The following is a 23,136-nucleotide window of genomic DNA, read 5'->3' on the forward strand; positions in this document are numbered from 1 at the left end:
AGGAATGACATGCGTATCGGATCGATCAGTGTCGACGGATCGGCGCACCTGGCGGCACACCTGGCCGACGGCGTGCTCGATCTCACGGCGTCCGCCGCCACCGCCGGCGTGGACCTCGGCGGCGCTCGCGACGTGGGGACGCTCCTCGACACGGATCCGGCTGTTCTGGCAGAGGTCCGCCGCATGGTCGACGCGCCCGACCGCCGGCACCTCCTGCCGGAGGCCGAGGCCGAGGTCCTGGCACCGATCCGGCGTCCGTCGAAGATCATCTGCATCGGCCTGAACTACAAGCGCCACGCGCAGGAGGCGGGGCTGGACGTTCCCGAGCGTCCGGTGCTGTTCCCCAAGTGGCCCAACTGCGTGGTCGCGAGCGGCACCCCGATCAGCAGCCTCGGCCTGACCGCGGAGCTCGACTACGAGGTCGAGCTGGCCGTGGTCATCGGGCGTCGCGCCAGCAAGGTCGCCCTCTCCGACGCGCTGGACCATGTCTTCGGCTACACGTTGGTCAACGACGTCAGCGCTCGCGACCTGCAGCACAGCGACCCTGCCCAGCAGTGGGCCTGGGGGAAGGCCCTCGACGGGTTCGCGCCGATGGGGCCGTGGGTCGTGACGGCCGAGGAGGCCGGCGACTGGCGCGATCTGCGGATCAGGGCCCGGGTCAACGGTCAGCTGCGGCAGGACGAGCTCTGCGGCGACATGGTGTTCGGGGTCGAGGAGCTCATCTCCTGGATCAGCCAGGGCGTGACCCTGGAGCCGGGGGACATCATCGCGACCGGCACCCCGTCCGGGGTCGGCTACGGCTTCAACCCGCCGCAGTACCTCGTGCCAGGAGACGTCGTCGAGGTGGCGATGGAGGGAGTCGGCACGCTGGTGTCCCCGGTCGTCGACCCTCCGGGGCCGCGGACGTGACGCCCGTCGGTGCGACGCCGAGCGCGCTGTCGCTTCGGCTGCTGGTGACGCAGGCGCGCTACGAGGGGGCAGGCGTCCTGTCGCTCACGCTGCGCTCGCCGGACGGCGAGCTCCTCCCCGCATGGTCCGCCGGTGCCCACGTCGGCCTCGCGCTGCCGTCGGGAGCCGTCCGGACCTACAGCCTGTGCGGACCGGTCTCGCAGCGGTCCTCCTATCGGGTGGCGGTGCTGCTGCAGGAGCGGGGGAGAGGCGGCTCCCGGGAGATCCACGAGACCCAGCTGGTGGGAAGGATCCTGCGGGCGACGCCTCCCCGCAACCTGTTCGAGCTCGCTCCCGCACAGAGGTACGTGTTCGTCGCCGGTGGCATCGGCATCACGCCCCTGCTCCCGATGATCGCGACGGCCGCCGCGCAGGGACGGGCATGGGAGCTCGTCTACGGCGCCCGCTCGCGCGACACGATGGTCTTCCTCGACGAGATCCGAGCGTTGCCGGGTGGCTCGGTGAGCCTCCTCGCCGAGGACGTCGACGGCCGCGTCGACCTGGCCGGGATCCTCGACGACCTCGCGGCGGACGCCCATCTGTACTGCTGCGGACCGTCGGGGATGCTCGACGCCCTGCTGGCCCTCGCCGGGGCGGGCCTCGGCGACCGGCTCCACATCGAGCGCTTCGCACCCACGACGTCGTCCCCGCCCGGCGCCGCGGCGACGGCGCAGGACGACTCCTGCTTCGAGGTGGTGCTGGCGCGCTCGGAGCGGACGCTGACGGTGCCCTCGCACCGCACCATCCTCGAGACGGTGCGAGAGGTGGAGCCGGGGGTTCTCTCCTCCTGCGAGGAGGGCTACTGCGGAACCTGCGAGGTGAAGGTGCTCGAGGGCCGGCCGGACCATCGCGACACCGTGCTCAGCGACGCCGAGCGCGAGGGCGCGGCCACGATGATGATCTGCGTGAGCCGGTCCAGATCGGCCCGCCTCGTCCTCGATCTCTAGCGGATTCAACAGGTGGGCACGAAAGGAGACTTCTCATGACGAGCCAGCAGCTGACCGACGCCGCTCCTGCGGACGAGCGGCGCCAGCAGGTCCTCGAGGCGCGAGGAATCGGCAAGACCTACACGACCTCGCAGGGTCGGACGAAGGCCATCGACAGCGTGAGCTTCACGGTCCATGCCGGTGAGGTCCTCTGCGTCGTCGGGCCCTCGGGATGCGGGAAGACCACCCTGCTGCGCGTGATGTCGGGCCTCATGGCGCCGACGGAGGGCGAGATGTGGGCGATGGGCGAGAGGGTGACCGGCCCCGCCGACGGCATCGCCCTGGTCTTCCAGGACTACAGCCGGTCGCTCTATCCCTGGATGCGCGTGGCGAAGAACGTCGCGTTCCCCCTGCGCAGCCTGAAGCTGGGTCAGGCGGAGAGTGGGCGCAGGGTCGCCGAGGCGATCGCCGCCGTCGGCCTGCAGGGATTCGAGTCCAGCTACCCGTGGCAGCTCTCGGGTGGGATGCAGCAGCGGGTGGCCATCGCGAGGGCGCTGGCGTTCCGCCCCAGGATCCTGCTGATGGACGAGCCGTTCGCGTCGGTCGATGCGCAGACGCGAGCAGAGCTCGAAGACCTGATCCTGGCCGTCCGGCACGAGTACGACGTGTCCATCGTCTTCGTCACCCACGACATCGACGAGAGCGTCTACCTCGGTGACCGGGTGGTCATCCTGAGTCACCGGCCGACGGTGGTGCGCGAGCTCCTCGAGGTCGAGCTGCCCCGTCCGCGTGACCAGGTGAGCACCAAGCAGCTCCCGGAGTTCTCGGCCCTCCGCGGGCACGTGTACGAGGCGATCATGGCCAGTACCCGGACGGAGCAGGCAGCCGACGGCGGGTGACCTCCGCCGACACTCTCGGACGCTGCACGGTGAGCCACGGCCGATCGAAACGTGGCACTCCGGGCCGGCAACTGAGCCTGTCCGTGGAACAGCCAGAGGAGACCAGCATGACCATCCGCCGTCGACACCGACGCGTGATCGCAGCCATCGCGCTCGTTGCCCTGATGATCCTCCCCTCAGCCTGCGGCCTCGGGGGAGACGACGCCGACGATGCGGGGGAGGGGGGCCTGAAGACCCTCCGCCTCGGCATCTTCCCCGCCGCTGACGTGGCGCCCGTCTTCCTCGCCGAGTCGCAGGGCTTCTTCGAGGACGAGGGGCTGAAGATCGAGACCCAGATGATGACCGGTGGAGCCGAGGTCACCGCCTCGGTCGTGGCCGGCGACAGTCAGATCGGCTTCTCCAATATCGCCTCCCTCGTGATCGCTCGGGGCCAGAAGCTGCCGGTCACGATCGTCGCCCCGTCCACCGAGGCCGGGTCCGACGCCTCGCAGGCCAACGCCGCCGTACTCGTTGCCGACGGCAGCGACGTGCAGGGGACCGCCGACCTCGCCGGCAAGAAGGTCGCGGTCAACGCGCTGGGCAACATCCTGGACATGACCTTGCGCAACTCCCTGGAGAACGCCGGCGCGGATCCGGACGACGTCGAGCTGGTCGAGGTGCCGTTCCCCGAGATGGCATCGACGCTGGCCTCCGGACAGGTGGACGCCATCTTCGTGATCGAGCCGTTCATGACGACGGCGCTCAGGGACGGCGCCCGGGTCGTCGCGACCCCGTACGAGGAGACCGCTCCCTCGCTGCCCGGTGCCGCCTACTTCTCGACCGAGTCCTTCGCGGACGGCGATGCGGAGACGGTCGAGGGGTTCAGGAACGCGCTGGCGAAGGCGGTCGAGTACGCGCGCGAGAATCCTGACGCGCTGAAGGCGGCGGTGGGCGACTACACCGAGATCTCCGAGGACGTCATCGACGAGATGGTCTTCCCGCAGCTCTCCGACGACGTTCCCGAGTCGATGATCGAGCTCTACGTCGAGCTGCTCGACAAGTACGGGATCCTCAAGGGCGACGTCGACATCGACGGCCTCACGGCAGGACTCGGCTGAGCTCGATGTCCAGCCAAGTCGGCGCCGCGGCGCACGTGTCCGTCACCGTGACGGACCGTGCGCTGCGGCGCAGGGCCCGTCTCAGCCGTCTGTGGGAGCCCGCCCTCGGCATCGCCGTGGTCCTGGGGACGCTCGAGGTCGTCAGCAGAACCGGTCTGGTCGACGCCAAGGCGCTGCCACCGGTGTCGGACATCCTCGCCGAGCTGGTGCGCCGGATGGGCGGGTCGAGCCTGTGGTCGGACGTCACGCTGACCCTCCAGGGCTGGGCGCAGGGACTTCTCCTCGCCCTCGTCGTCGGTGGGCTGGTCGGAGCCGCCGCCGGCCTCTCGGAGGTCGTGTTCCACGTGATCAGGCCGGTCGTGGAGTTCCTCCGCCCCGTTCCCTCGGTGGCGCTGATCCCGCTCGCGATCCTGGCTCTCGGCGCCGGGATGGAGTCCAAGATCTTCCTCGCCGGCTTCGCCGCCTCGTGGCCGATCCTGATCCACACGATGTACGGCGTGCGCGGCCTCGATCCCATGTACGCCGACGTGGCGCGGTCGTTCGGCACCAGGAGGTGGGACGTCGCTACCCGGATCGTGCTGCCCGGCGCGATCCCCTACATCGCGACCGGCGTACGCATCGCGTCCGCCATCGCGCTGGCCCTGACGGTGTCGGCCGAGCTGATCATCGGCGCGCCTGGGATCGGCGCGTCGCTGGCCCTCGCGCGCTCCAGCGGCGCGACCGAGCTGGCGTACGCGCTGTTGATCCTCGCCGGCGTCCTCGGCTGGCTGCTGAACGTGGTGTTCGTGTCCGTCGAGTCCCGTGCCCTGCGGTGGCACCCCGGCTACCGGGAGAGTGCGACATGAGGCGGTCCCGCTGGCTGGTCCTGGAGCTGGCCTCCGCGCTCGCCGCGCTGGCCGCTGTCTGGATCTGGACCTCACGATCCGACACCTACTACTTCCCGGCGCTCGGCGACGTGCTGAGGACGTTCTACGACACGTGGATCTTCGACAGGCTCGCCAGCGACGTGCTCCCCAGCCTGCGCCGGCTCTTCCTCGGGCTGGCGATCGGCGCGGGAGCCGGCTTCGTCGCGGGGATCGCGCTGGGACGGCTGCCTCGGCTCGGCCGGATCGCCTCACCCGTCGTGGAGTTCTGTCGCGCCATCCCCGCCCCCGCGATCGTTCCGATCCTGCTGCTGCTCGTCGGCCTCGGCGAGCGCAGCCAGATCACGTTGATCGCGTTCGGGACGCTGTGGCCGGTGCTGCTCAGCACCGTCGACGGAGTGCGGAGCGTGGACCCGACGTACCTCGACACCGCACGCAGCTACCGGATCCCCTTCTGGCAGGCCATGTTCGGCATCACCATTCCCGCCGCGCTGCCCCAGGTGTTCGCCGGCCTGAAGACATCGCTGTCGATCGGCATCATCTTGATGGTGATCTCGGAGATGGTGGGCAGCACCAACGGGGTCGGCTACTTCATCCTGCAGTCGCAGCGCAGCTTCGCGATGCAGGAGATGTGGGCGGGCATCGTCCTGCTGGGTCTTCTCGGGTACGCGTTGAACGCCCTCTTCGAGGCCGTCGAGCGCCGGATCCTCGCCTGGTACCTCGGCTCCCGCGCCAACCCCACCTAGGGTCTGTCGCCCAAGTCCCCGCCTGCTACGCGTCGTTTCCGACTCGATCTGGCGGCGTTGGGGCCGCTCGACGTGCGATCCAGCATGCCGTCCCCGCCTTGCCAGATCGGCCGGAACGCCGCTCGCGACGGCGCTGACTTGAGAGACACACCCTAGCGCCAATACCGTTCAGTTAAGGTTACGACGGTGTAGTTTGGTGGCATGCCGCGTGCTGGATGGAGGAAGCCGGAGACCGAGCGACGCTTGTCTGATCTGGTGTCGGTGGGGGTGCTGACGCGGGTGTTCCCGCCGGAGTTGGTCGACGATGTGATCGCCAAAGTGGGGCGGACCGAGCGTCGGCATCGGTCGTTGCCGGCGCGGGTGATGGCGTACTTCTCGATCGGGATGGCGCTGTACTCGGAGGGCTCTTATGAGGACGTGCTGGCTCAGTTGACCGATGGTCTTTCGTGGGCCTCGGGCTGGACCGAGGAGTACTCCCCGCCGAGCAAGTCCGCGATCTTCCAGGCCCGGGCCAGGCTGGGCGCTGAACCGCTGAAGGAGTTGTTCGAGCGGGTTGCCAAGCCGATCGGCACCGATGAGATGCCAGGAGTCTGGCTCGCCGGTCGGCGGCTGGTTGCGATCGACGGCACGTGTCTCGATGTCGCCGACACGGCAGTCAATGCCGAGCACTTCGGCCGGCCGGGGGTGAACAAGGGCGAGCAGGCAGCCTTCCCCCAGGCTCGCGTGGTCGCGTTGGCCGAGTGTGGCACGCACGCGGTGTTCGCCGCCGAGGTCGGCACCTACTCGACATCCGAGGCCGTCTTTGCTGATCGTCTCGTGGACCGGTTGGCGCCAGGGATGCTGCTGACCGCGGATCGCGGGTTCTTCTCCTACGCCCTGTGGCGCAAGGCAATCGCGACCGGGGCGGACCTGCTGTGGCGGATCCGCACCGACAAATCCGCCCCCAAGCCGGTCCATGTCGAAGACCTGCCCGACGGCTCCTGGCTGGCCGACCTACAACAGACCCACTCCAAGGCCGCGCGGGCTGCGGAGCCGATGCGAGTGCGCGTCATCGACTACACCCTCGACGACGGCCGCGAGAACACCACGTCGTATCGGCTCTTCACCACCATCGTGGACCCGGGCGAGGCGAGCGCGACCGATCTGGCCGCGGCCTACGCGCAACGGTGGGAGATCGAGTCGACCTTCGACGAGCTCAAGACCCACCAACGCGGCCCGAGGACTGTGCTGCGATCCAAGTCGCCGGACCTGGTGCTCCAGGAGATCTGGGGCCACCTGTGCTGCCACTTCGCGATCCGCTCGCTGATGGCCGAAGCCGCCGCACACTCCGGGCATGATCCCGACCGGGTCAGCTTCGTTGCCGCGCTACGGATCACCCGCCAGACCCTCGCCCACCCGGGCGCCTTTCCCCCCTGACCAGCATGGGCGAGACAGTCCCGGCTGGCTGGACTTCCTACGCCGGCTGCTGCGACGACTCAACCCAGAGCGGCGACGACGGGCAGCACCGCGCGTCGTGAAGAGGAAGTACACCAAGTGGCACGTCAAACGCGCCGCCCACGCCACCTGGCCCCAACCCGGCAACACCACAACCATCTCCGTCGCGCGGCTAACTGAACGGTATTGACCCTAGCGCCGCTCCCACACCCGCAGCTCCCCGAACCTCGCCCGCTCCTCGTAGTTCCGCACGAAGTACGCCTGCGCCTGCCGCGCGTCCACGCCCCAGGTCGCGAGGCCGGCGCCGGAGACGACGACCCAGCGGGGCGCGGCGGGGGACTCGAGGACGGCCCGGAACTCGGCCAGGTCGGGGTCGCGGACCCGGACGGGCAGGCTCCACAGGTGGGCGTAGGGACTGGCCAGCCCGCTGGCGGCGACGACGTCGGGCCGGCCGAAGGCGACGACGACGCCGTCGCTCGGGTCCGCGTGGGTGCGCAGGTAGTGGCCAACGTCGGCGTCGCGGACCAGGGTGGCGTCGATCGGCGCGACCAGCGTGTAGCCCCAGACGGCCAGGCAGGCGGCGGCGGTCAGGCCCAGGCAGGCGTCGACGATCCGGCGTCGCCGGCCACGCGGGTGCACGAGGCAGGAGAGCAGTGCCACGCCGGGGACGACGCCGGTGAGGTAGTGCAGCCAGTAGCTGCCGCCGGCGGCGACCCCGAGCACCTCCCAGGCCGCCATCGCCAGCGCGGCGACCGGGAGCGGCGCGGAGCGCGGTCCCTCCTTCACGGCGGTCCGGGCGGCGAGGAAGGCCGTCGTGACCAGGGTGACCGCGGCGCCGCTGGCGAGGAAGGCGAGTGCCACGAGGGTCATCCGGTACTCGGTGGCGGGCGAGGCCTCCGTCCCGATCACCGTCGCGGCGCGGAACCGGAACACGACGACCGCGTCCCACAGCTCGACGGGCGAGGTGCCGCGGGCGGCCGCGGAGGCGAGGGCGAGGCCCAGGACCGCCGCGGCGCCGGCGGCGAGGGCGAGCACCCGGCGGCCGAGCTGCGGGACGCGCCCGGCCGACAGGGGCACGAGGACGAGGGCGAGGACGAAGACGTCGATCATGTTCTGCTTGACCAGCGCGGCCGCCATCGCCGCCGCTCCCGCGCCCGCGGCGAGCGCGAGTCCCCGCCGGCCCGCCGGCGCCGCCACCGCCTCGACCAGGCACAGCACCCCGAGCAGGATGAAGGGCGCGGCGAGGACCTCGCCGTTGGTGGCCGGCATGCCCAGCAGGGGGCTCGACAGCAGGGCCGCGGTGAGCAGGGGGACGATCCGCCGGGTCCAGCGCGACGGTCCCGAGGAGAGCCGCGCCGCGAGCACCCCCGCCAGCAGTACGGCGACCGCGCTCGCCGCCGCGCCGACCAGCTTCACGCCGGGCGCGACCATCCCCTCGGCGGTCAGGTCGACCGGGCCGAGCTGCCCGGCGAGCCGGAAGATCCAGATCAGCAGCGGCGGCCGGTCGACCCAGTGGTCGCCGTACAGCGAGGTGCCGGGGGACCACTGGCGGGCGAGCAGCAGGAACCCGCCCTCGTCCGACTCCAGCGGGCGGCGCAGGAACGGCAGCCAGGCGACGAACGCGATCGCGGTCGCGACGTACGTGGCTCGCGAGACGCGGACGCGGCCTTCCACCATGACCCAGACGGTAGGCGGTGGGTCCAGGGGGCGGACCTCGCGTCGTCGGGTCGGTGCGAGCCTCCCGGGCGGCGGACGCCGCCGTCGTGGTCCAGGCCCGGCATTCCGAATAACGGTACAGTCCGTGGCATGGAGGCGGATATCGACCCGAAGAGCATCGTGGGGTCCATCATCAAGGGAGCACGGCTCCTCGACCTGTACTCGACCGACCGTCGCGAGATCTCACTCAACGAGTTCACCCGGGAGTGCGGCTACAACAAGACGACCACCTACCGGCTGCTGCAGACGCTCGTGGCGGTCGGCTGGCTGGTGCGCTCGACGAAGGGCGGGTACCGGCTCGGGGCGCGGATGCTCGTGCTCGGTGCCATCGCCCGAGCCGACCTCGACCTGCGCAACGAGGCGCTCCCGTTCATGCAGCAGCTCGCCGACGACCTCGGCGACACGTCCTTCCTGATGGTCCCGGGGCCGCAGGGTGCCGTGGTCATCGAGACCATCGTGGGTGGCAATCCCGTGCAGGTGCACGGGCTTGCGGTGGGGTCCGTGCTGCCGTACCACGTCGCGGCCGGGCCGGTCGTCCTCGCGGCCTTCTCCGAGGAGACCCGGGCCCTCGCCCTCGCCGCGGAGCGTCGCCGTTTCACCGAGCACACCACGTCCGACCTCGACGGCTTCTCGCGGCGGCTCGAGGCGATCCGCGAGAAGGGCTATGCCGTCAGCATGGAGGACTACATCGAGGGGGTCGGCGCCGTCGCCGCGCCGGTCCTCGCCTCCGACGGCAGCGTCGTCGCGTCGCTGAGCGTGGGCGGGCCGGTGAACCGGTTCGTCGACGGACTGCGGGAGCGGACGATCGAGCTGGTCACCGCCAACGCGGCGACCCTGTCGGCACGGCTGTGACCTGTTCCGGCATCCGGTACACCTGTCGCCACGTCTCGATTTTGTGCCCCTGAAAAGTTGACGCTCGTCACACCCCGGGCCTAACGTGCTTCGTAATCCGGACTTAGTTCCGGAAAACGGAACAACCTGGGTAGCTCGATCCGGCCGGCGCGAACCGCGCCCCAGCCGGGTCGCGGCACCCGGCAGGCCAACTAGGAGGCTCTGTGCGCGCGTTGCGTCCCACCACCCGTCACCAGTCCGGCAAGGGCCGAAGGGGCCTCAGGGTCGGCGCGGTCCTCGTTGCGGCCGCGATGGTCGCCAGTGCCTGCGCCAAGGACGGCGCCGGCAGCGATGGCGACACCATGAAGCTCGGTGTGATCGTGGCCGAGACCGGGCCGATCGCCGGTGCCGGCAAGACCTTCATCAACGGCGGCAGGATCGCCGAGCGGATGGTCAACGACGGCGACCTGATCGGTGACGGTCAGAAGATCGAGCTGGTGACCAAGGAGGGGTCCGAGGACCCCGCCAAGTCGGCGAGCGTGATGGCACAGCTGGCGGCCGACCAGAGCATCGTCGGCGTCGCCTGCTGCATCCTCAGCACCGTCGCCGGTGCCGCCGAGCCGATCGCCGAGAAGCAGAAGCTCCCGCTCATGCTGTGGGGCGCCACCGACGAGGACCTGGCGAACCCGCCCTACGTCTACCGCACGGTGACGATGCCGCAGCCCGCGAACGAGACGCTGGCCACCCAGGTCGCTGAGGAGGAGGGGCTCGGGACGGTCGCCTACGGCGTCATGACCGACAACTCCGGCATCGTGTCGCAGGCGGCGGCCTTCAAGAAGGGCATGGACGCCGCCGGGGTCGAGGACCTCGGACAGGTGGAGACGCTCTCGACCCAGACCAACTTCACCGGCGCCGCGACCGACCTGATCCGCAAGGACTCCGACGCCGTCGTGGTGGTGGGCACCCAGTCCAACGCCGTGGGCCTGATCGCCGCCCTGCACGACAAGGGCTACGACGGCCAGATCATCAGCGGCCAGACCATCAGCGGCACCGGCGTCTACGACTCCCAGCCCGAGGCCCTCGAGGACGTCCCCTTCCCCGTCTACTTCCTGGCCAGCGAGGCCACCGGCCTGGGCAAGGAGTTCGCCGACGCGTACGCGAAGGAGTACGGCGAGGAGCCGGACGACTACGCCGCCCAGGGCTTCAACGCGATCTACACGCTGGCGATGGGCCTGAAGGCCGCCGGCGACGACACGACCCGCGCGGGCCTGTCGTCGGCGCTGGAGGACATGACCGAGCTCGACACCATCTACGGGAAGGTCACCTTCTCCGGCGGGCAGCTCGAGGCCGCCAACGCGGTCACCGTCGTCCACTACTCGGCCCCCGACGGCGTCATCGTGCCGTGGACGCCCGGTAGCTGACGCTCACGGCGGGGTCGTCGGATCCGACGACCCCGCCACCCGTTCCACCAGAGAGGGAATCCCGTGCTCTTCCTCGAGCAGCTGGCGAACGGCATCTGCACCGGTGCGGTGTATGCGCTCTTCGCCGTCGGCTTCAGCATCGTCTTCTCGACGATGCAGATCCTCAATCTCGCGCAGGGCGTCTACGCGACGTACGGCGCGATGCTCACCTACTTCGTGACCGACTCCTTCGGCCTGCCGTTCTGGCTCGCCGCGCTCGTCGGCGTCCTGGCGGGCGGTCTCGTGGCCGTGCTGGTCGACCAGGTCGCCTTCCAGCCGCTGCGCCGCCGCGGCACCCAGATGCTCGGGGCGGTCATCGCCAGCATCGGCATGTGGATCGGCCTGAGGGAGATCCTCAGCATCGCGACCGACGCCACCCCGGTCGGCTTCCCGCCGGGCTCGGTGCCGCGCGGCCAGATCAGCATCGGCCCGATCGACCTGCTCAAGACGCAGGTGCTCGCGGTCGTGTGCGCGGTCGTGGTGATCACCGCGGTCTTCCTCCTGCTCGACCGCACCAAGATCGGCGCGGCCATCCGGGCCGTCGGGTACGAGAAGCGCTCCGCCCAGATCGCGGGCATCAACCCGCAGACGATGATCATCGCGGCGGCGCTCCTCTCGGGCGCGGTCACCGGGCTGGCCGGGATCCTGCTCGCCGGCGGGCAGAGCTTCAACTTCAACCTGGGCGACGCGCTGCTGCTGCAGGGCTTCGCCGCCGTGGTCATCGGCGGCATGGGCGACGTCCGGGGGGCGGCACTCGGCGGCGTGCTCATCGGGGTCGTGCAGAACCTGTCGGCGTCGTACATCTCCGCGTCGTACCAGGACGCGATCACCTTCGGGCTGGTCCTGGTCGTCCTCATGTGGCGACCGACCGGACTGCTCGGCACGGCAAGCTTCCAAAGGGCGTGACGCGATGAATCCCACCCTGGTTCTCCTCCAGAGCGCGACGATGTTCGCGATGGCCGGCGGCGTGCTGGCGCTGAGCACCTACGTCAAGCTGTGGAGCGGGCTGCTGAGCTTCGCCACGGTCTGCTTCGCCGCGGTCGGCGCGTACGGCTCGATCTACCTCTACAACGAGACCGGCCTGGGCCTGTGGGGCTCGGTCCTCGTCGCCGCCGCGGCCGCGGGCGTTCTCGGGCTCGTCGTCGGCCGGCTCCTGCTGCGTCTCTCGAGCCACTGGCTGGCGCTGGCGACCGTCGCGCTGGTGCTGATCACCCGGGTCTTCGTGGTCAACCTCGTCGACTACACGGGCGGCTCGCAGGGCCAGGTCGTCCCCTACACGATGTCCGCTCCGCAGATGGCCGTCGTGCTCGTCCTCGTCTGCGTGCTGATGTGGGCGCTGCGCCGGTCCAAGTTCGGCGTCGCGGCGGACACCGCCCGCGAGGACCCGGACGTGGCGGCCGCGCTCGGCGTGCCGGTCGACCGGATCAAGGTCGTGGCGTTCGGCCTCTCCGGGTTCATCGGGGCGATCGGCGGTGCGATGCAGGCCTCGAAGCTCTCGTACGTCGACCCGAACACCTTCTACGTCGACCTCTCGGTGACGGTCATCGCGAGCGTCGTGCTGGGCGGTGCCTACCACTGGTTCGGCTCGGTGATCGGCGCGGCGGTCTTCACGGGCATGCCGGTCTACATCAGCCAGTACATCACCGCCGGCCAGTCGATCATCAACGGCGCGCTCCTCGTCGCGATCATCATCTTCCTGCCCGGTGGCCTCATCGACCCGCTGCGCTGGCGGCGGCTCACCGAGAGGCGCCGCTCCCGAGGGGCGGCTCCACCGGGTGCCGGGAACGACGCCGAGTCCAGTCCGCACGAGACCGCGGGAGCCGCCCGATGAGCACGACGACCCGGACGCCGGGTGGCGGCGCCGCCCGCACCGGTGTCCCCGCCCTCGCCGTCGACTCGATGGGCAAGAGCTTCGGCGGTCTGCACGTGCTGTCCTCGGTCACCTTCGAGGTCCCCGAGGCGACGGTGTTCGGCATCGCCGGCCCCAACGGCGCCGGCAAGACCACGCTGCTGAACCTGCTGACCGGCTTCGGCGCCTCCAGCGGCGGCCGGATGGCGATCCACGGCGTCGACGCCGGCGGCCGCGACGCGCGGGCGATCAACGCCCTCGGGGTCGCGCGCACGTTCCAGAACATCCGTCTCTTCCGTGGCCTCACCGTGCTCGAGCAGGTCGAGGCCGGCGCGTACCGGCACCGCCGGGCGTCGCTGCTCAGCAGCCTGGTCGGCTCGCCGACCGACCGCAGCGACCGGCGCGAGACACGGCGTGCCGCGATGGAGGCGCTGGAGTTCGTCGGGCTCGCGGAGCACGCCGACCGCCTCTCCGAGACCATGTCGTACGGCGACCAGCGGCGCATCGAGATCGCCCGTGCGCTCGCCACGCGGCCGACCCTGCTCATGCTCGACGAGCCGACGGCCGGCATGAACGACGCCGACTGGCAGCCCATCGCCCAGCTGCTGGACCGGCTGCGCGCCGACGGGGTCACGGTGGTGGTCGTGGAGCACAACATGCGTCTGCTGGAGCGCGCCTGCGACCGGGTCGCCGTCATCGCGGCCGGTGAGGTCATCGCCGAGGACGAGCCGGTCACGTGCCTGCGCCGTCCCGAGGTCCGACGCGCATACTTCGGAAAGTAGGACACACCATGACCGCCATCCTCACCGTCACCGACCTGCACGTCCGCTACGGCACGATCCCCGCCCTCAGCGGCCTCTCGATCGAGGTCCAGCGCGGCTCGCTGACCGCGCTGCTCGGCGCCAACGGGGCCGGGAAGTCGACGACGCTCAACACCGTCGCCGGTCTGTTGAAGCCCACGAGCGGCCGGGTGACCTTCGACGGGCACGACATCACCGGGACGCCCGCGCACCGGACCGCCCGGCGCGGACTGGCTCTCGTGCCGGAGGGACGCATGGTCGTCGCGCCCCTGACCGTCGAGGAGAACCTCGGCCTCTCGTCCTTCGCCCGTGGTCGCAGGCGCCGGGCCACGCTCGACCAGGTGTGGGAGCTGTTCCCGCGCCTCGCCGAGCGCAAGACCCAGCGCGCCGGCCTGATGAGCGGTGGGGAGCAGCAGATGCTCGCGATCGCCCGGGCGTGGATGACCGCGCCCAGCATGGTGCTGCTCGACGAGCCGTCGATGGGTCTGTCCCCGGCCCTGGTGGATGTCGTCTTCGAGGCCATCCGCGCCATCCACGCCGCCGGCACCACGGTCCTCCTCGTCGAGCAGAACGCCTCCGAGGCGCTGCCGCTGTGCGACCACGCGTACCTGATCCACCGGGGCGACATCATCGCCTCGGGCACGCCGGCCGAGCTCGAGGAGGACCCGGATCTCGTGGCCCGGCACCTCGGGCTCGACCCCGAGATCGCGGCGCCGGTCATCGAGCGGGCGCTCACCGCGGCCGAGGGCGGCGGCGCGTGAGCACTCCGCACTACGTCACCACCTCGCGGGGCCAGGTCCGGCTGTTCCTCGCCGGGGCGGGCGCCCCGGTGCTGGTCCTCGCCGGACCCTCCCGGTCCGCGGCGCACGTCGCCGACGAGCTCGCCGAGCTGCTCCCCGGCCGGCACGTCGTCGTCGTGGAGCCGCCCGGCACCGGGGGCTCGGCACGGCTGCCGCTCGCCGACCTCGGCGCGGCCACCGCTGCCGTGGCCGACAGCGTGTCCTTCCTCGCGGGGACGACGCCGGTGGTCGTGGCCCTCGAGCTGGCGGCGGTCCAGGCCGCCGCCGTCGCCGCCAGCATCCGCGCGGCGCGGGTCGTGCTGGTCGGCGCCGAGGACGTCGAGGGCTGGGTGGGCCACGGCACGGTGCCGCCGTCGCCGGTGCCGCACGAGGACGGGCGGCACCTCACGGCGTACTGGTCCTTCCTGCGCGACCGCCGCCTGCTGCGTGCCGACGAGCCGACCCTGCCGCGCACCAGCGGGGCACCGCTCCCCGAGGTCGCCGACCTCGCGGCGACCTTCGTCGCCGCCGTCACCGAGCCGGCCGCGTTCGAGCGCTGGTGGACGCTGGCCGCGCAGGCCATCCGGCCCAGCCTGGCGGAGCTGTCCGGCGCGGTCCGCGTGCCGACGCTCGCCGACGTCCCGGCGGTCCTCGGCCCCTCGCCCGACCCTGCGTCGGCCGGTCCCGAGGTCACGCCGCCGCCGACCGCGTCCGCGCCCGGCGTCGAGATCTGGCACCAGTACGTCGAGACCGCGCACGGCCGGGTCCACCTGCGCCGTGCCGGCTCCGGCGGCCGTCCGCTGTTGGTGCTCTCCACCGGCGGCGGGTCCTCCGCCCAGTTCGCCCCGGTGGTGCAGGGACTCGCCGAGACCCGCGCGGTCGCCTCGATGGACTACCTCGGCAACGGCCTGTCCGATCACCCCCGGCGGCGGCCCGACGTCGCCGAGCTCGCGGCCGACGCGTTCGCCCTCGCGGACGCGCTCGGGTGGGACGAGCTCGACGTGTGGGGCTCCCACACGGGGGCCTGCGTCGCCCTGGAGATGGCGGTGGTCGCGCCGGAGCGGATCGGCCGCGCGGTGCTCGAGGCGCCGGTGATGATGGCGTCCGACTTCCGCGACGACATCTTCGCCCACTACTTCCCCGACCTCGCGCCCGACGCGTTCGGGACCCACCTCCCGCGGGTCTGGAACTGGCGGCGCGACGCGTTCCTCTATTGGCCGTGGTACCGCGTCGACCACGCCGCCGGCCGTGCCATCGGCCTGCCCTCCGCCGCCGACCTCCACCTGTACGCCGTCGGCATCCTCGAGAGCGGCGCGACGTACGACGGCGCCTACCGTGCCGGGTTCGGCTACGACACGCGCTCGCGGCTGCCGCACCTGCGCCGGCCGGCGATCCTCACGGCAGGCCCGCACGACATGCTCGCGAACGCTCTCGACGATGCCGCGGACCTGGTGCCCGACGGACTGCTCGAGACCGTGCCGACCCCGGCGACCGTGTGGTGGCCGGCGCCCGAGCCGCGCGCCGCCGAGCAGACCCTCGAGATCTACCGGGAGTTCCTGGGATGAGCGACGACCGGACGGGCGCCACACTGGCCGCCGACGAGGTGCGCGCGCACGCCGAACGGCTCGGGGTGCGCGTCAACTGGGGCCGCTGGGGCCCCGACGACCAGCGCGGCACCCTCAACCTGGTCACCGAGGACAACGTCCGGCGGGCGACCGCGGCCGTCCGCACCGGCCGGGTGGTCCAGCTCGGCGCGCCGCTCGACGTCGCGGCGCCGCCGTACTACCCGCAGGGCATGGACGCCGCCGTCCGCCACGAGATGGTCACCGCCTGGGGCTCCAACGCCGGTGGCGACGTCCAGGCCGCCAGCGACCAGCTGCAGGTGCAGTGCCACGGCCTCGACAACACCCACATGGACGCGCTGTGCCACATCGGCTACGGCGGGATCGGCTGGAACGGCCGCCCGTTCACCGAGATGGTCGACATGACCGGCGCCGCGGTGTGCGACCTCGAGGCGGCCGGGCCGGTGACGACCCGGGCGGTGCTCGTCGACGTCCCGCGGCTGCGTGGCGTCGACCACCTCGCGGGCGGTGACCCGGTCACCGAGGACGACCTGCGGGCGGCCGCGCCCGACGTCCGTCCCGGCGACGCGCTGCTGGTGCGGACCGGGCGGCCGCGTGCGGTCGCCGGCGCCCGGAGCGCCGCCGAGGCGGAGGGGCGGTCGGCGCAGCAGAAGTACGGCCCGATCGCGGGTCTCCACCACAGCGCGATGAAGGTGGTGGGCGAGCTCGACTGCGCGGTCCTGGGCACCGACGGGTCCGGCGACAACTTCCCGGCCGTGGACGAGCACCGGCTCCCCGTGCACGTGCTGTCGCTGGTCCACCTCGGCGTCCACCTGCTGCACAACCTCGACCTGGAGGAGCTCGCCGACGCCCTGGCGGAGCGTGGGAGCTCCGAGTTCATGCTCGTCGCCGCCCCGTTGCGGATCCCCCGCGGCACGGGCAGCCCGATCGCGCCGGTGGCGTTGCTGTGACCGACCGATCCTGGCGCGTGCTCTCGACCTCCCCGAGCTTCGGGCGGCACTCGGACGACCCGGTCCGGCTGCTGCGCGACGCCGGGTGCGACGTCGTCCTCGCCTCGGACCTGTCCGAGCCGGAGCTGCTGGCCGCACTCGCCGACACCGACGCGTGGATCGCCGGCTTCGAGCCGGTCGGGCCGGGCACGGTCGGCGGCTCGAGCCGGCTGCGCGTCGTCGCCAAGTGCGGCGTCGGCATGGACAACTTCGACCTGCCCTACCTCGCCGGACGGGGGATCCGCGCGGTCAACGTCCCCGGCGGCAACGCCGGCGCCGTGGCCGAGTACGCCGTGGGCATGCTCATCTCGCTCGCCCGCGGGATCGTCGCCACGGACGCGACCGTGCGTGCCGGGGGCTGGGGTCCCGTGGTCGGCCGCGGACTGGCCGGGCGCACCCTGGGGGTCGTCGGGCTCGGCCGGATCGGCGCGCGGGTCGCTGCCCTGGGCCGCGCCCTCGGGATGCAGGTGCTCGCGCACGACCCGGGCCTGGGCGACGCCGAGCTGCGGCTGCGCGGCGAGGTCCCCGCGACGCTGCCCGATCTCCTGGCGGCCTCGGACGCGGTCAGCCTGCACGTGCCGCTCACCGACGGGACCCGCGGTCTGATCGGCGCACGCGAGCTCGAGCTCCTCGGCCCTGCGGGCCTGCTGGTCAGCTGCGCCAGGGGCGGGGTCGTCGACGAGACGGCGCTCTGCGCGGCACTCGAGGACGGCACCGTCGGCGGCGCCGCGCTCGACGTCTTCGAGCAGGAGCCGCTGCCGTCCGGCTCGCCGTTGCGGCGGGCGCCACGGCTGCTGTTGTCCTCACACACCGCCGGCTACTCCGACCGCGCGCTCGCCGACGTCACCTGGCAGTGCGCCCGCAGCGTCCTCGACGTCCTGGAGGCCTCATGAGGATCGCGCGCGATCGACACGGCGTCCTGCTCCTCGGCACGGGGGACGGGGGGTGGGTCCGCGCCACCAGCCTCGGTGGCCCGACCACGGACCTCGACGAGCTCCTGACGGACCTGGACCGGCTCGGTCGCGAGACCGCGGCGGCCACGGCCGAGGTGGTCGATCCGGAGCTCGGGCCGCCGGTCGCCAGGCCGGGCAAGATGCTGGCCGTCGGCCTCAACTACGTCGGCCACATCGCGGAGGTCGGCAAGCCGCGGCCCGAGAGCCCGATGATCTTCGCGAAGTACCCCAGCTCGCTGACCGGTCCGCGCGACGCCATCGAGCTCGACCCGGCCCTGACCACGCAGCTCGACCACGAGGTCGAGCTGGCGGTCGTCATCGGTCGGCCCGCTCGCCGGGTGTCGCCCGCCGAGGCGGTCGGCCACGTGCTCGGCTACTGCGTCGCCAACGACGTCTCGGCCAGGGACATGCAGCGGTCCGAGAGCCAGATCTCGAGGTCGAAGGGCATGGACACGTTCTGTCCCCTCGGTCCCTGGATCACCACGGCCGACGAGGTGGGCGACCCGCACCGCCTGCGGATCCGCTGCTGGGTCGGGGACGACCTGCGCCAGGACGCGACGACCGCGGACCTGCTCTTCGACGTGCCGGCCCTGATCGCCTACCTGTCGAGGACCACGACCCTGGAGACGGGCGACGTGATCCTCACCGGGACCCCGGCCGGTGTCGGGTCCGGCCGGACACCACCGACCTACCTGGAGGAAGGAGACGTCGTGCGCTGCGAGATCGAGGGACTCGGGACGCTGGAGAACCGCGTCGTGGCCCCGGAGGTGGCCCGGTGAGCGCCGAGGCGTACGACGTCGTCTGTGTCGGCGGCGGACTCGGGGGCCTGGCCGCGGCCGTCCGCGCCCACGACCTCGGAGCCCGCGTGCTCGTGCTGGAGCGCTCCACGATGGTGGGCGGCGTCGCGGCGTACAGCGGGGGCTGGTGCTGGGTCGGCGCGAACCACTTCGACGACGGCAAGGACGACCTGGCGGCCACCGAGGAGTACCTCGACCACGTCCAGGGCGAGGGCCGTCCGGTGGACCGCGCCGCCCGCCGCAGCTACCTCGAGTCGGCGGTGGCGGCGACCCGCTGGTTCACCGAGGCCGGCGTGCCGCTGAGCCCGATCCGCTCGGCCGCCGACCTCTACCAGCCGGGCCCGGGGTCCACGGCCGAGGGCCGGATGATCGAGTGCGTCGTCCCGGGCAGCGAGCTGGGGGAGTGGCGAGACCGGCTGAGGCCCAGTGTCTACTACCGCACGGGAGTCAGCCGCGACGAGATCCACCACGTCCTCGCCGGCGATGTCGCGGCGCGGCTCGACCTCGCCCGGCGGCGCGAGCAGGAGGACCTGCTGACCCACGGCCTGGGGCTGGCGGGCGGCTTCGTCCGTGAGGCTCTCGTCCGCCGGGGGATCGAGTGCCGCCTCGAGCACCGGGTGACCCGGCTGCTCGAGGAGGACGGTCGGGTCGTCGGCGTGGAGGCGGAGGGCCCGGACGGGCCGGTGCGGGTGCGCGCGGCCCGCGGGGTGCTGATCGCCGTCGGCGGGTACGGCAACGCACCGGACGCCGCGGAGCTGGAGGACGTGCCCGAGCTGATCGAGGCCGCGCCCCCGGTGGTGGCCGGCGACGGGCTCACCCTGGGCCAGCAGGTCGGCGCGACCGTCGTCCGCGGCGCCGACCCGTTCGTGGTGCTCGGGGCGCGGTTCGACGAGAGCACCCACCCCGGCAGCGACGAGCCGCTGTACTCGCAGCTGCTCGAGAACCTCGGCTTCCCGCACTCCATCGTCGTCAACCGCGAGGGCCGGCGCTTCGGTGACGAGAGCTACTACGGCGCGCTGATCCGCGGCATCCGCACCTTCGACTCGCGGCGCAAGCGGTGGGCCAACTTCCCGTGCTGGCTGGTCATCGACGACCAGTTCCGCCAGCAGTACCCGCTCGGCCCGTACGCCCCGGGTGCGGAGTACCCCGACACCGTCGTCCGGGCCGACACCCTGGCCGAGCTGGCCGACGCCGTCGGCGTCGACGCCGCGGGGCTCGCCGAGACCGTCGATCGCTTCAACGCGATGGCCGCGGCCGGCCACGACGACGAGTTCGACCGGGGCGCACTGCCGTTCGCGCAGGCGGCGTACGGCGACCCGCGCTACCCGCACCCCAACCTCGGGCCGATCGCGACGGCGCCGTTCCACGCCGTGCCCCTCCACGTGCTCGGGGTGGGCCTCTCGTCGCTGGGCCTGGCGATCGACACCTCGGCCCGAGTCCTGCGGCGCGACGGCGCGGCGATCCCCGGGCTGTACGCGACCGGCAACGCCGCGGCGACCCGGGAGCTCAAGGGCTATGTCACCGGCCTCGCCAACGCTCGCAACTACACCTACGCCTGGTGCGCGGTGAACGACATGCTCGCCGACCCCTAGCAGCCGCCGGCGCCCTCTCCCGGCCCGGAGGCGGGGCCGGGGCGGGAGCCTGCCCACGCGCGGCCTCCCGGCCGCGCCACAGAACCGGCGCGGAGGCCGGCGCCGGTTGACCCGTGGTCGCGGCCGACCTACCGTGCAAGTATCGAATAGTGAATCCAAGTTCGGATTCCGGAACAGGTGGAAAACATGGCTCGGACCCTGAAGCAACTTCTCTCCGACGACGGCGTGATCAAGGCGCCGGGAGTCTGGGACGGCCTGTCCGCACGGCTCGCCGACCAGGCCGGGTTCTCGGCGGTATGCGCGTCGGGCTTCGCGATCGCCGCCGCGCTCGGCATGCCCGACGCCGAGGTCTTCACGGCGACCGAGGGTGTCGAGGCCGTCCGCAAGATCCGCGAGGCCAGTGAGCTGCCGATCATCGCCGACATCGACACCGGCTACGGCAACGCCATCAACGCCCAGCGCACGGCGGCCGCCATGCGGCGCGCCGGGGTCTCCGCGGTCTTCATGGAGGACCAGGTCTCGCCCAAGCGCTGCCCGATCTGCGTCGGCGACCCCGTCGAGGTCACCCCACTGCCCGAGGCGGTCGGCAAGGTCCGGGCCGCCAAGGACGGCCTCGGCGACGACGTGCTGCTCATCGCCCGCACCGACGCCGTCGGCGACGACGCGCTCAAGCGGGCTGAGGCGTACGCCGCGGCCGGCGCGGACCTGATCATGCCGGTGTCCAAGACGTTCACCGGGCTGGAGGAGTGGCGGCGCTGCCACGAGCTGACCGGAGTGCCGCTCGTCGCCTCCCTCACCGCGTGGACCTGGGTGGAGCGCGAGTTCACCGACGAGGCGATGGCCCAGGCGGGCATCAAGATCGGCCTGATCGCCACCCACGGCGTCCTGGCGGCCGCCACGGCGATCCGCGACTCCTTCACCCGACTGGCCGCCGGCGAGCCGCTCCCGGACGTCTCGGGCCGCTACATGGAGCATCACGACTTCGTGCAGATGATCGGGTTCCCCGAGATGGAGGAGCGTCAGCGCACGTACCTGCCCGCTCCCGAGGAGCTCTGACATGGGCGCCACCATCACCGAGAAGATCCTCGCCCGGGCCGGCGGCCTGGAGTCGGTCACACCCGGCCAGAACGCGCCGTTCCGTCCCGACTACATGGTCGCCTACGACTACCCGGGCTACACGGACGTGATGTTCCGGCAGATGAAGGAGGACTTCGGCATCGAGCGGGTCAAGGACCCGGAGCGCTACGTCCTCTTCATCGACCACATGACCACGCGCAACAACCAGCGTGAGCTGGAGATGCACAACGTCACCCGCGACTGGGGCCGCCTCAACGGTGTCGCCGTGCACGAGGGCGTCGGCATCGGGCACCAGGTCTGCGCCGAGCTCGGGTACGCCGCGCCCGGCAACTTCCTGGTCCACTTCGACGGGCACATCAGCGGTCTCGGCGCCCTCGGCGCGCTCGGGTGGGGAGTCCGCAAGGACCTGCTCGAGGCCTGGGTCAGCGGCGCGGTGTACCTCGACGTGCCCGCGAGCACGCGGTTCCACCTCGAGGGGTCCTTCGCGACCGGCGTCGACAACCGCGACCTGATCCACCACATCATCGCCACCTACGGCGCGGACGCGTGCGCGCACCAGGTCATGGAGTACACCGGTCCCGGCGCGGAGTCGATGTCGATCGGCCGTCGCCAGGGCCTGTGCGCGATGGCGATGTTCACCGGTGCCGTCTCGGCGATCTTCAACCCCGACGAGCTGTCGCTGGAGTACTCGCGCCGCGTGCAGCGTGCGGACTTCGAGCCGGTCTACAGCGACCCCGACGCGAGCTACGCCGCGACCAACCACGTCGACCTCGACGCGCTGTCGCCGCAGGTCGTGATGCCGGGATCGGCGAAGTCGCGCAACACCAGGCCGATCGAGGACCTGGTCGGCACCGAGCTGCAGCACGCCTACATCGGGTCGTGCGCCAGCGGCCGGATCGAGGAGATCCGCGCGGCCGCCGAGATCCTGCGTGGCAGGAAGGTCGCGCCGGGCGTGCGGTTCAACGTGGTGCCGACCTCGAAGCAGATCTACGACCAGGCACAGGACGAGGGGCTGCTGGAGATCCTCAGCGATGCCGGCGCCAACGTGGCGCAGGCGTCCTGCGACTTCTGCGTGGGCTACGCCTCCCCGCTCGAGCCCGGGGACAACGCGATCTCCACCGGCGTGCTCAACATCTCGGGCCGCATGGGCAGCACCGAGGCCAACATCTACATGGGGTCGGCCTACACCGTCGCGGCGTCCGCGCTCGCCGGCAGGATCGTCGACCCGCGGGAGGTGATGGCGTGAGCGCCGTCGCGGACGTGTTCGAGGGCAGGGTCGCGTGGGTCTTCGGCGACGACTTCGACATCGACCTCGTCATCGGGGTGACGAACATCAAGTACTACGACCCGGACAAGCTGCGGTCGGTGCTGATGCGGGCCTACGACCCGACGTTCGTCGACGACGTCCGTCCCGGCGACGTCATCGTGGGCGGCCGGAACTTCGGCTACGGGCACCCGCACTACCCGGCCATGATCGCCATGCGCAACGCCGGTGTCGTGGCCGTGGTCGCGGAGTCCTACGCTCCCGGCTTCTGGCGCGGCGAGCTCTACCAGGGCATGCCGCTCGTCACCGTCCCGGGCATCGCGGCGGCCGTCGAGCGCTGGGACGACGTCGAGGTCGACTGGCGCGCCGCAACCGTCCGGGTGGGCCGGACCGGCGAGGTGCTTCAGGGCACCCCGCCGAGCGCCCACGCCATCGCGGTCATCGAGGCCGGCGGTGGGCTGAACCTGCTGCGTCAGCAGTACGGTCCCGGGCGGGCCGCGCCCGCGGACCGCGAGTCCCAGCCGGCGAGCTGA

At 71.9% G+C, this 23,136-nt stretch carries 22 protein-coding genes; 21 read left to right on the forward strand and 1 reads right to left on the reverse strand.

The features are described 5' to 3' along the window. The first annotated feature begins 9 nt into the window (after nucleotides 1-9). The 7 genes from ACUP6Y_RS01670 to ACUP6Y_RS01700 all read left to right on the forward strand — a co-directional run bounded on the left by ACUP6Y_RS01670 (nucleotide 10) and on the right by ACUP6Y_RS01700 (nucleotide 6,895). The gene (locus tag ACUP6Y_RS01670; RefSeq protein ID WP_462553867.1) at nucleotides 10-909 is read left to right on the forward strand and encodes a fumarylacetoacetate hydrolase family protein; all 900 of its coding nucleotides are present in this window, start codon (nucleotides 10-12) and stop codon (nucleotides 907-909) included. After that, nucleotides 906-1,895, forward strand: a complete 990-nt coding sequence (locus ACUP6Y_RS01675) for a PDR/VanB family oxidoreductase (RefSeq protein WP_462553868.1) — start codon at nucleotides 906-908, stop codon at nucleotides 1,893-1,895. The genes ACUP6Y_RS01670 and ACUP6Y_RS01675 overlap by 4 nt, the downstream gene beginning before the upstream one ends. A 35-nt stretch (nucleotides 1,896-1,930) precedes the next feature. After that, the gene (locus ACUP6Y_RS01680; RefSeq protein WP_462553869.1) at nucleotides 1,931-2,773 is read left to right on the forward strand and encodes an ABC transporter ATP-binding protein; all 843 of its coding nucleotides are present in this window, start codon (nucleotides 1,931-1,933) and stop codon (nucleotides 2,771-2,773) included. A 107-nt stretch (nucleotides 2,774-2,880) separates the two neighbouring features. Next, the gene (locus ACUP6Y_RS01685; protein ID WP_462553870.1) at nucleotides 2,881-3,870 is read left to right on the forward strand and encodes an ABC transporter substrate-binding protein; all 990 of its coding nucleotides are present in this window, start codon (nucleotides 2,881-2,883) and stop codon (nucleotides 3,868-3,870) included. A 5-nt stretch (nucleotides 3,871-3,875) separates the two neighbouring features. Then, nucleotides 3,876-4,715, forward strand: coding sequence for an ABC transporter permease (locus ACUP6Y_RS01690; protein WP_462553871.1), 840 nt, complete (start codon nucleotides 3,876-3,878; stop codon nucleotides 4,713-4,715). Next, nucleotides 4,712-5,479 carry an ABC transporter permease gene (locus tag ACUP6Y_RS01695; protein WP_462553872.1) on the forward strand — a complete coding sequence of 256 codons (768 nt, stop codon included), beginning with the start codon at nucleotides 4,712-4,714 and terminating at the stop codon, nucleotides 5,477-5,479. The genes ACUP6Y_RS01690 and ACUP6Y_RS01695 overlap by 4 nt, the downstream gene beginning before the upstream one ends. Nucleotides 5,480-5,680: 201 nt before the next feature. Next, nucleotides 5,681-6,895: an IS4 family transposase gene (locus ACUP6Y_RS01700; RefSeq protein ID WP_462551601.1), complete on the forward strand. Its 1,215-nt coding sequence runs from the start codon at nucleotides 5,681-5,683 to the stop codon at nucleotides 6,893-6,895. Nucleotides 6,896-7,105: 210 nt separating this feature from the next. Here the strand turns inward: ACUP6Y_RS01700 and ACUP6Y_RS01705 are convergent, their stop codons facing one another. Beyond that, nucleotides 7,106-8,590, reverse strand: a complete 1,485-nt coding sequence (locus tag ACUP6Y_RS01705; RefSeq protein WP_462553873.1) for a hypothetical protein — start codon at nucleotides 8,588-8,590, stop codon at nucleotides 7,106-7,108. Nucleotides 8,591-8,719: 129 nt separating this feature from the next. On the opposite strand from ACUP6Y_RS01705, the gene ACUP6Y_RS01710 reads away from it, so the two are divergent. From ACUP6Y_RS01710 to ACUP6Y_RS01775, 14 genes are all read left to right on the forward strand, one after another. After that, nucleotides 8,720-9,481 (forward strand): IclR family transcriptional regulator, encoded by a 762-nt coding sequence (locus ACUP6Y_RS01710; RefSeq protein ID WP_462553874.1) that lies wholly within the window; start codon nucleotides 8,720-8,722, stop codon nucleotides 9,479-9,481. A gap of 203 nt (nucleotides 9,482-9,684) precedes the next feature. Beyond that, nucleotides 9,685-10,881: an ABC transporter substrate-binding protein gene (locus ACUP6Y_RS01715; RefSeq protein WP_462553875.1), complete on the forward strand. Its 1,197-nt coding sequence runs from the start codon at nucleotides 9,685-9,687 to the stop codon at nucleotides 10,879-10,881. Between the two features lie 63 nt (nucleotides 10,882-10,944). Beyond that, on the forward strand, nucleotides 10,945-11,826 hold the full coding sequence (locus ACUP6Y_RS01720) for a branched-chain amino acid ABC transporter permease (RefSeq protein WP_462553876.1): 882 nt from the start codon (nucleotides 10,945-10,947) through the stop codon (nucleotides 11,824-11,826). Nucleotides 11,827-11,830: 4 nt separating this feature from the next. Continuing rightward, nucleotides 11,831-12,751, forward strand: coding sequence for a branched-chain amino acid ABC transporter permease (locus ACUP6Y_RS01725; protein ID WP_462553878.1), 921 nt, complete (start codon nucleotides 11,831-11,833; stop codon nucleotides 12,749-12,751). Further along, complete coding sequence (locus ACUP6Y_RS01730; protein WP_462553879.1) at nucleotides 12,748-13,551, forward strand: ABC transporter ATP-binding protein; 804 nt, start codon at nucleotides 12,748-12,750, stop codon at nucleotides 13,549-13,551. Before ACUP6Y_RS01725 ends, ACUP6Y_RS01730 begins: the two co-directional genes overlap by 4 nt. A gap of 8 nt (nucleotides 13,552-13,559) precedes the next feature. Beyond that, complete coding sequence (locus ACUP6Y_RS01735) at nucleotides 13,560-14,330, forward strand: ABC transporter ATP-binding protein (RefSeq protein WP_462553880.1); 771 nt, start codon at nucleotides 13,560-13,562, stop codon at nucleotides 14,328-14,330. Next, nucleotides 14,327-15,913 (forward strand): alpha/beta fold hydrolase, encoded by a 1,587-nt coding sequence (locus ACUP6Y_RS01740; RefSeq protein WP_462553881.1) that lies wholly within the window; start codon nucleotides 14,327-14,329, stop codon nucleotides 15,911-15,913. Before ACUP6Y_RS01735 ends, ACUP6Y_RS01740 begins: the two co-directional genes overlap by 4 nt. Continuing rightward, nucleotides 15,910-16,881, forward strand: coding sequence for a cyclase family protein (locus ACUP6Y_RS01745; protein WP_462553882.1), 972 nt, complete (start codon nucleotides 15,910-15,912; stop codon nucleotides 16,879-16,881). The genes ACUP6Y_RS01740 and ACUP6Y_RS01745 overlap by 4 nt, the downstream gene beginning before the upstream one ends. Beyond that, complete coding sequence (locus ACUP6Y_RS01750) at nucleotides 16,878-17,813, forward strand: phosphoglycerate dehydrogenase (RefSeq protein WP_462553883.1); 936 nt, start codon at nucleotides 16,878-16,880, stop codon at nucleotides 17,811-17,813. The genes ACUP6Y_RS01745 and ACUP6Y_RS01750 overlap by 4 nt, the downstream gene beginning before the upstream one ends. After that, a complete protein-coding gene (locus ACUP6Y_RS01755) occupies nucleotides 17,810-18,652 on the forward strand; it encodes a fumarylacetoacetate hydrolase family protein (protein WP_462553884.1) in 843 nt (280 codons plus the stop codon). The genes ACUP6Y_RS01750 and ACUP6Y_RS01755 overlap by 4 nt, the downstream gene beginning before the upstream one ends. Then, complete coding sequence (locus ACUP6Y_RS01760; protein WP_462553885.1) at nucleotides 18,649-20,262, forward strand: FAD-dependent oxidoreductase; 1,614 nt, start codon at nucleotides 18,649-18,651, stop codon at nucleotides 20,260-20,262. The genes ACUP6Y_RS01755 and ACUP6Y_RS01760 overlap by 4 nt, the downstream gene beginning before the upstream one ends. 186 nt (nucleotides 20,263-20,448) lie before the next feature. Next, complete coding sequence (locus tag ACUP6Y_RS01765; RefSeq protein ID WP_462553886.1) at nucleotides 20,449-21,318, forward strand: isocitrate lyase/PEP mutase family protein; 870 nt, start codon at nucleotides 20,449-20,451, stop codon at nucleotides 21,316-21,318. A gap of 1 nt (nucleotide 21,319) precedes the next feature. Continuing rightward, nucleotides 21,320-22,585, forward strand: coding sequence for a 3-isopropylmalate dehydratase large subunit (locus tag ACUP6Y_RS01770; RefSeq protein ID WP_462553887.1), 1,266 nt, complete (start codon nucleotides 21,320-21,322; stop codon nucleotides 22,583-22,585). Continuing rightward, nucleotides 22,582-23,136 carry a LeuD/DmdB family oxidoreductase small subunit gene (locus ACUP6Y_RS01775; protein ID WP_462553888.1) on the forward strand — a complete coding sequence of 185 codons (555 nt, stop codon included), beginning with the start codon at nucleotides 22,582-22,584 and terminating at the stop codon, nucleotides 23,134-23,136. Before ACUP6Y_RS01770 ends, ACUP6Y_RS01775 begins: the two co-directional genes overlap by 4 nt.

The organism is Nocardioides sp. S5-5, assembly GCF_054954065.1.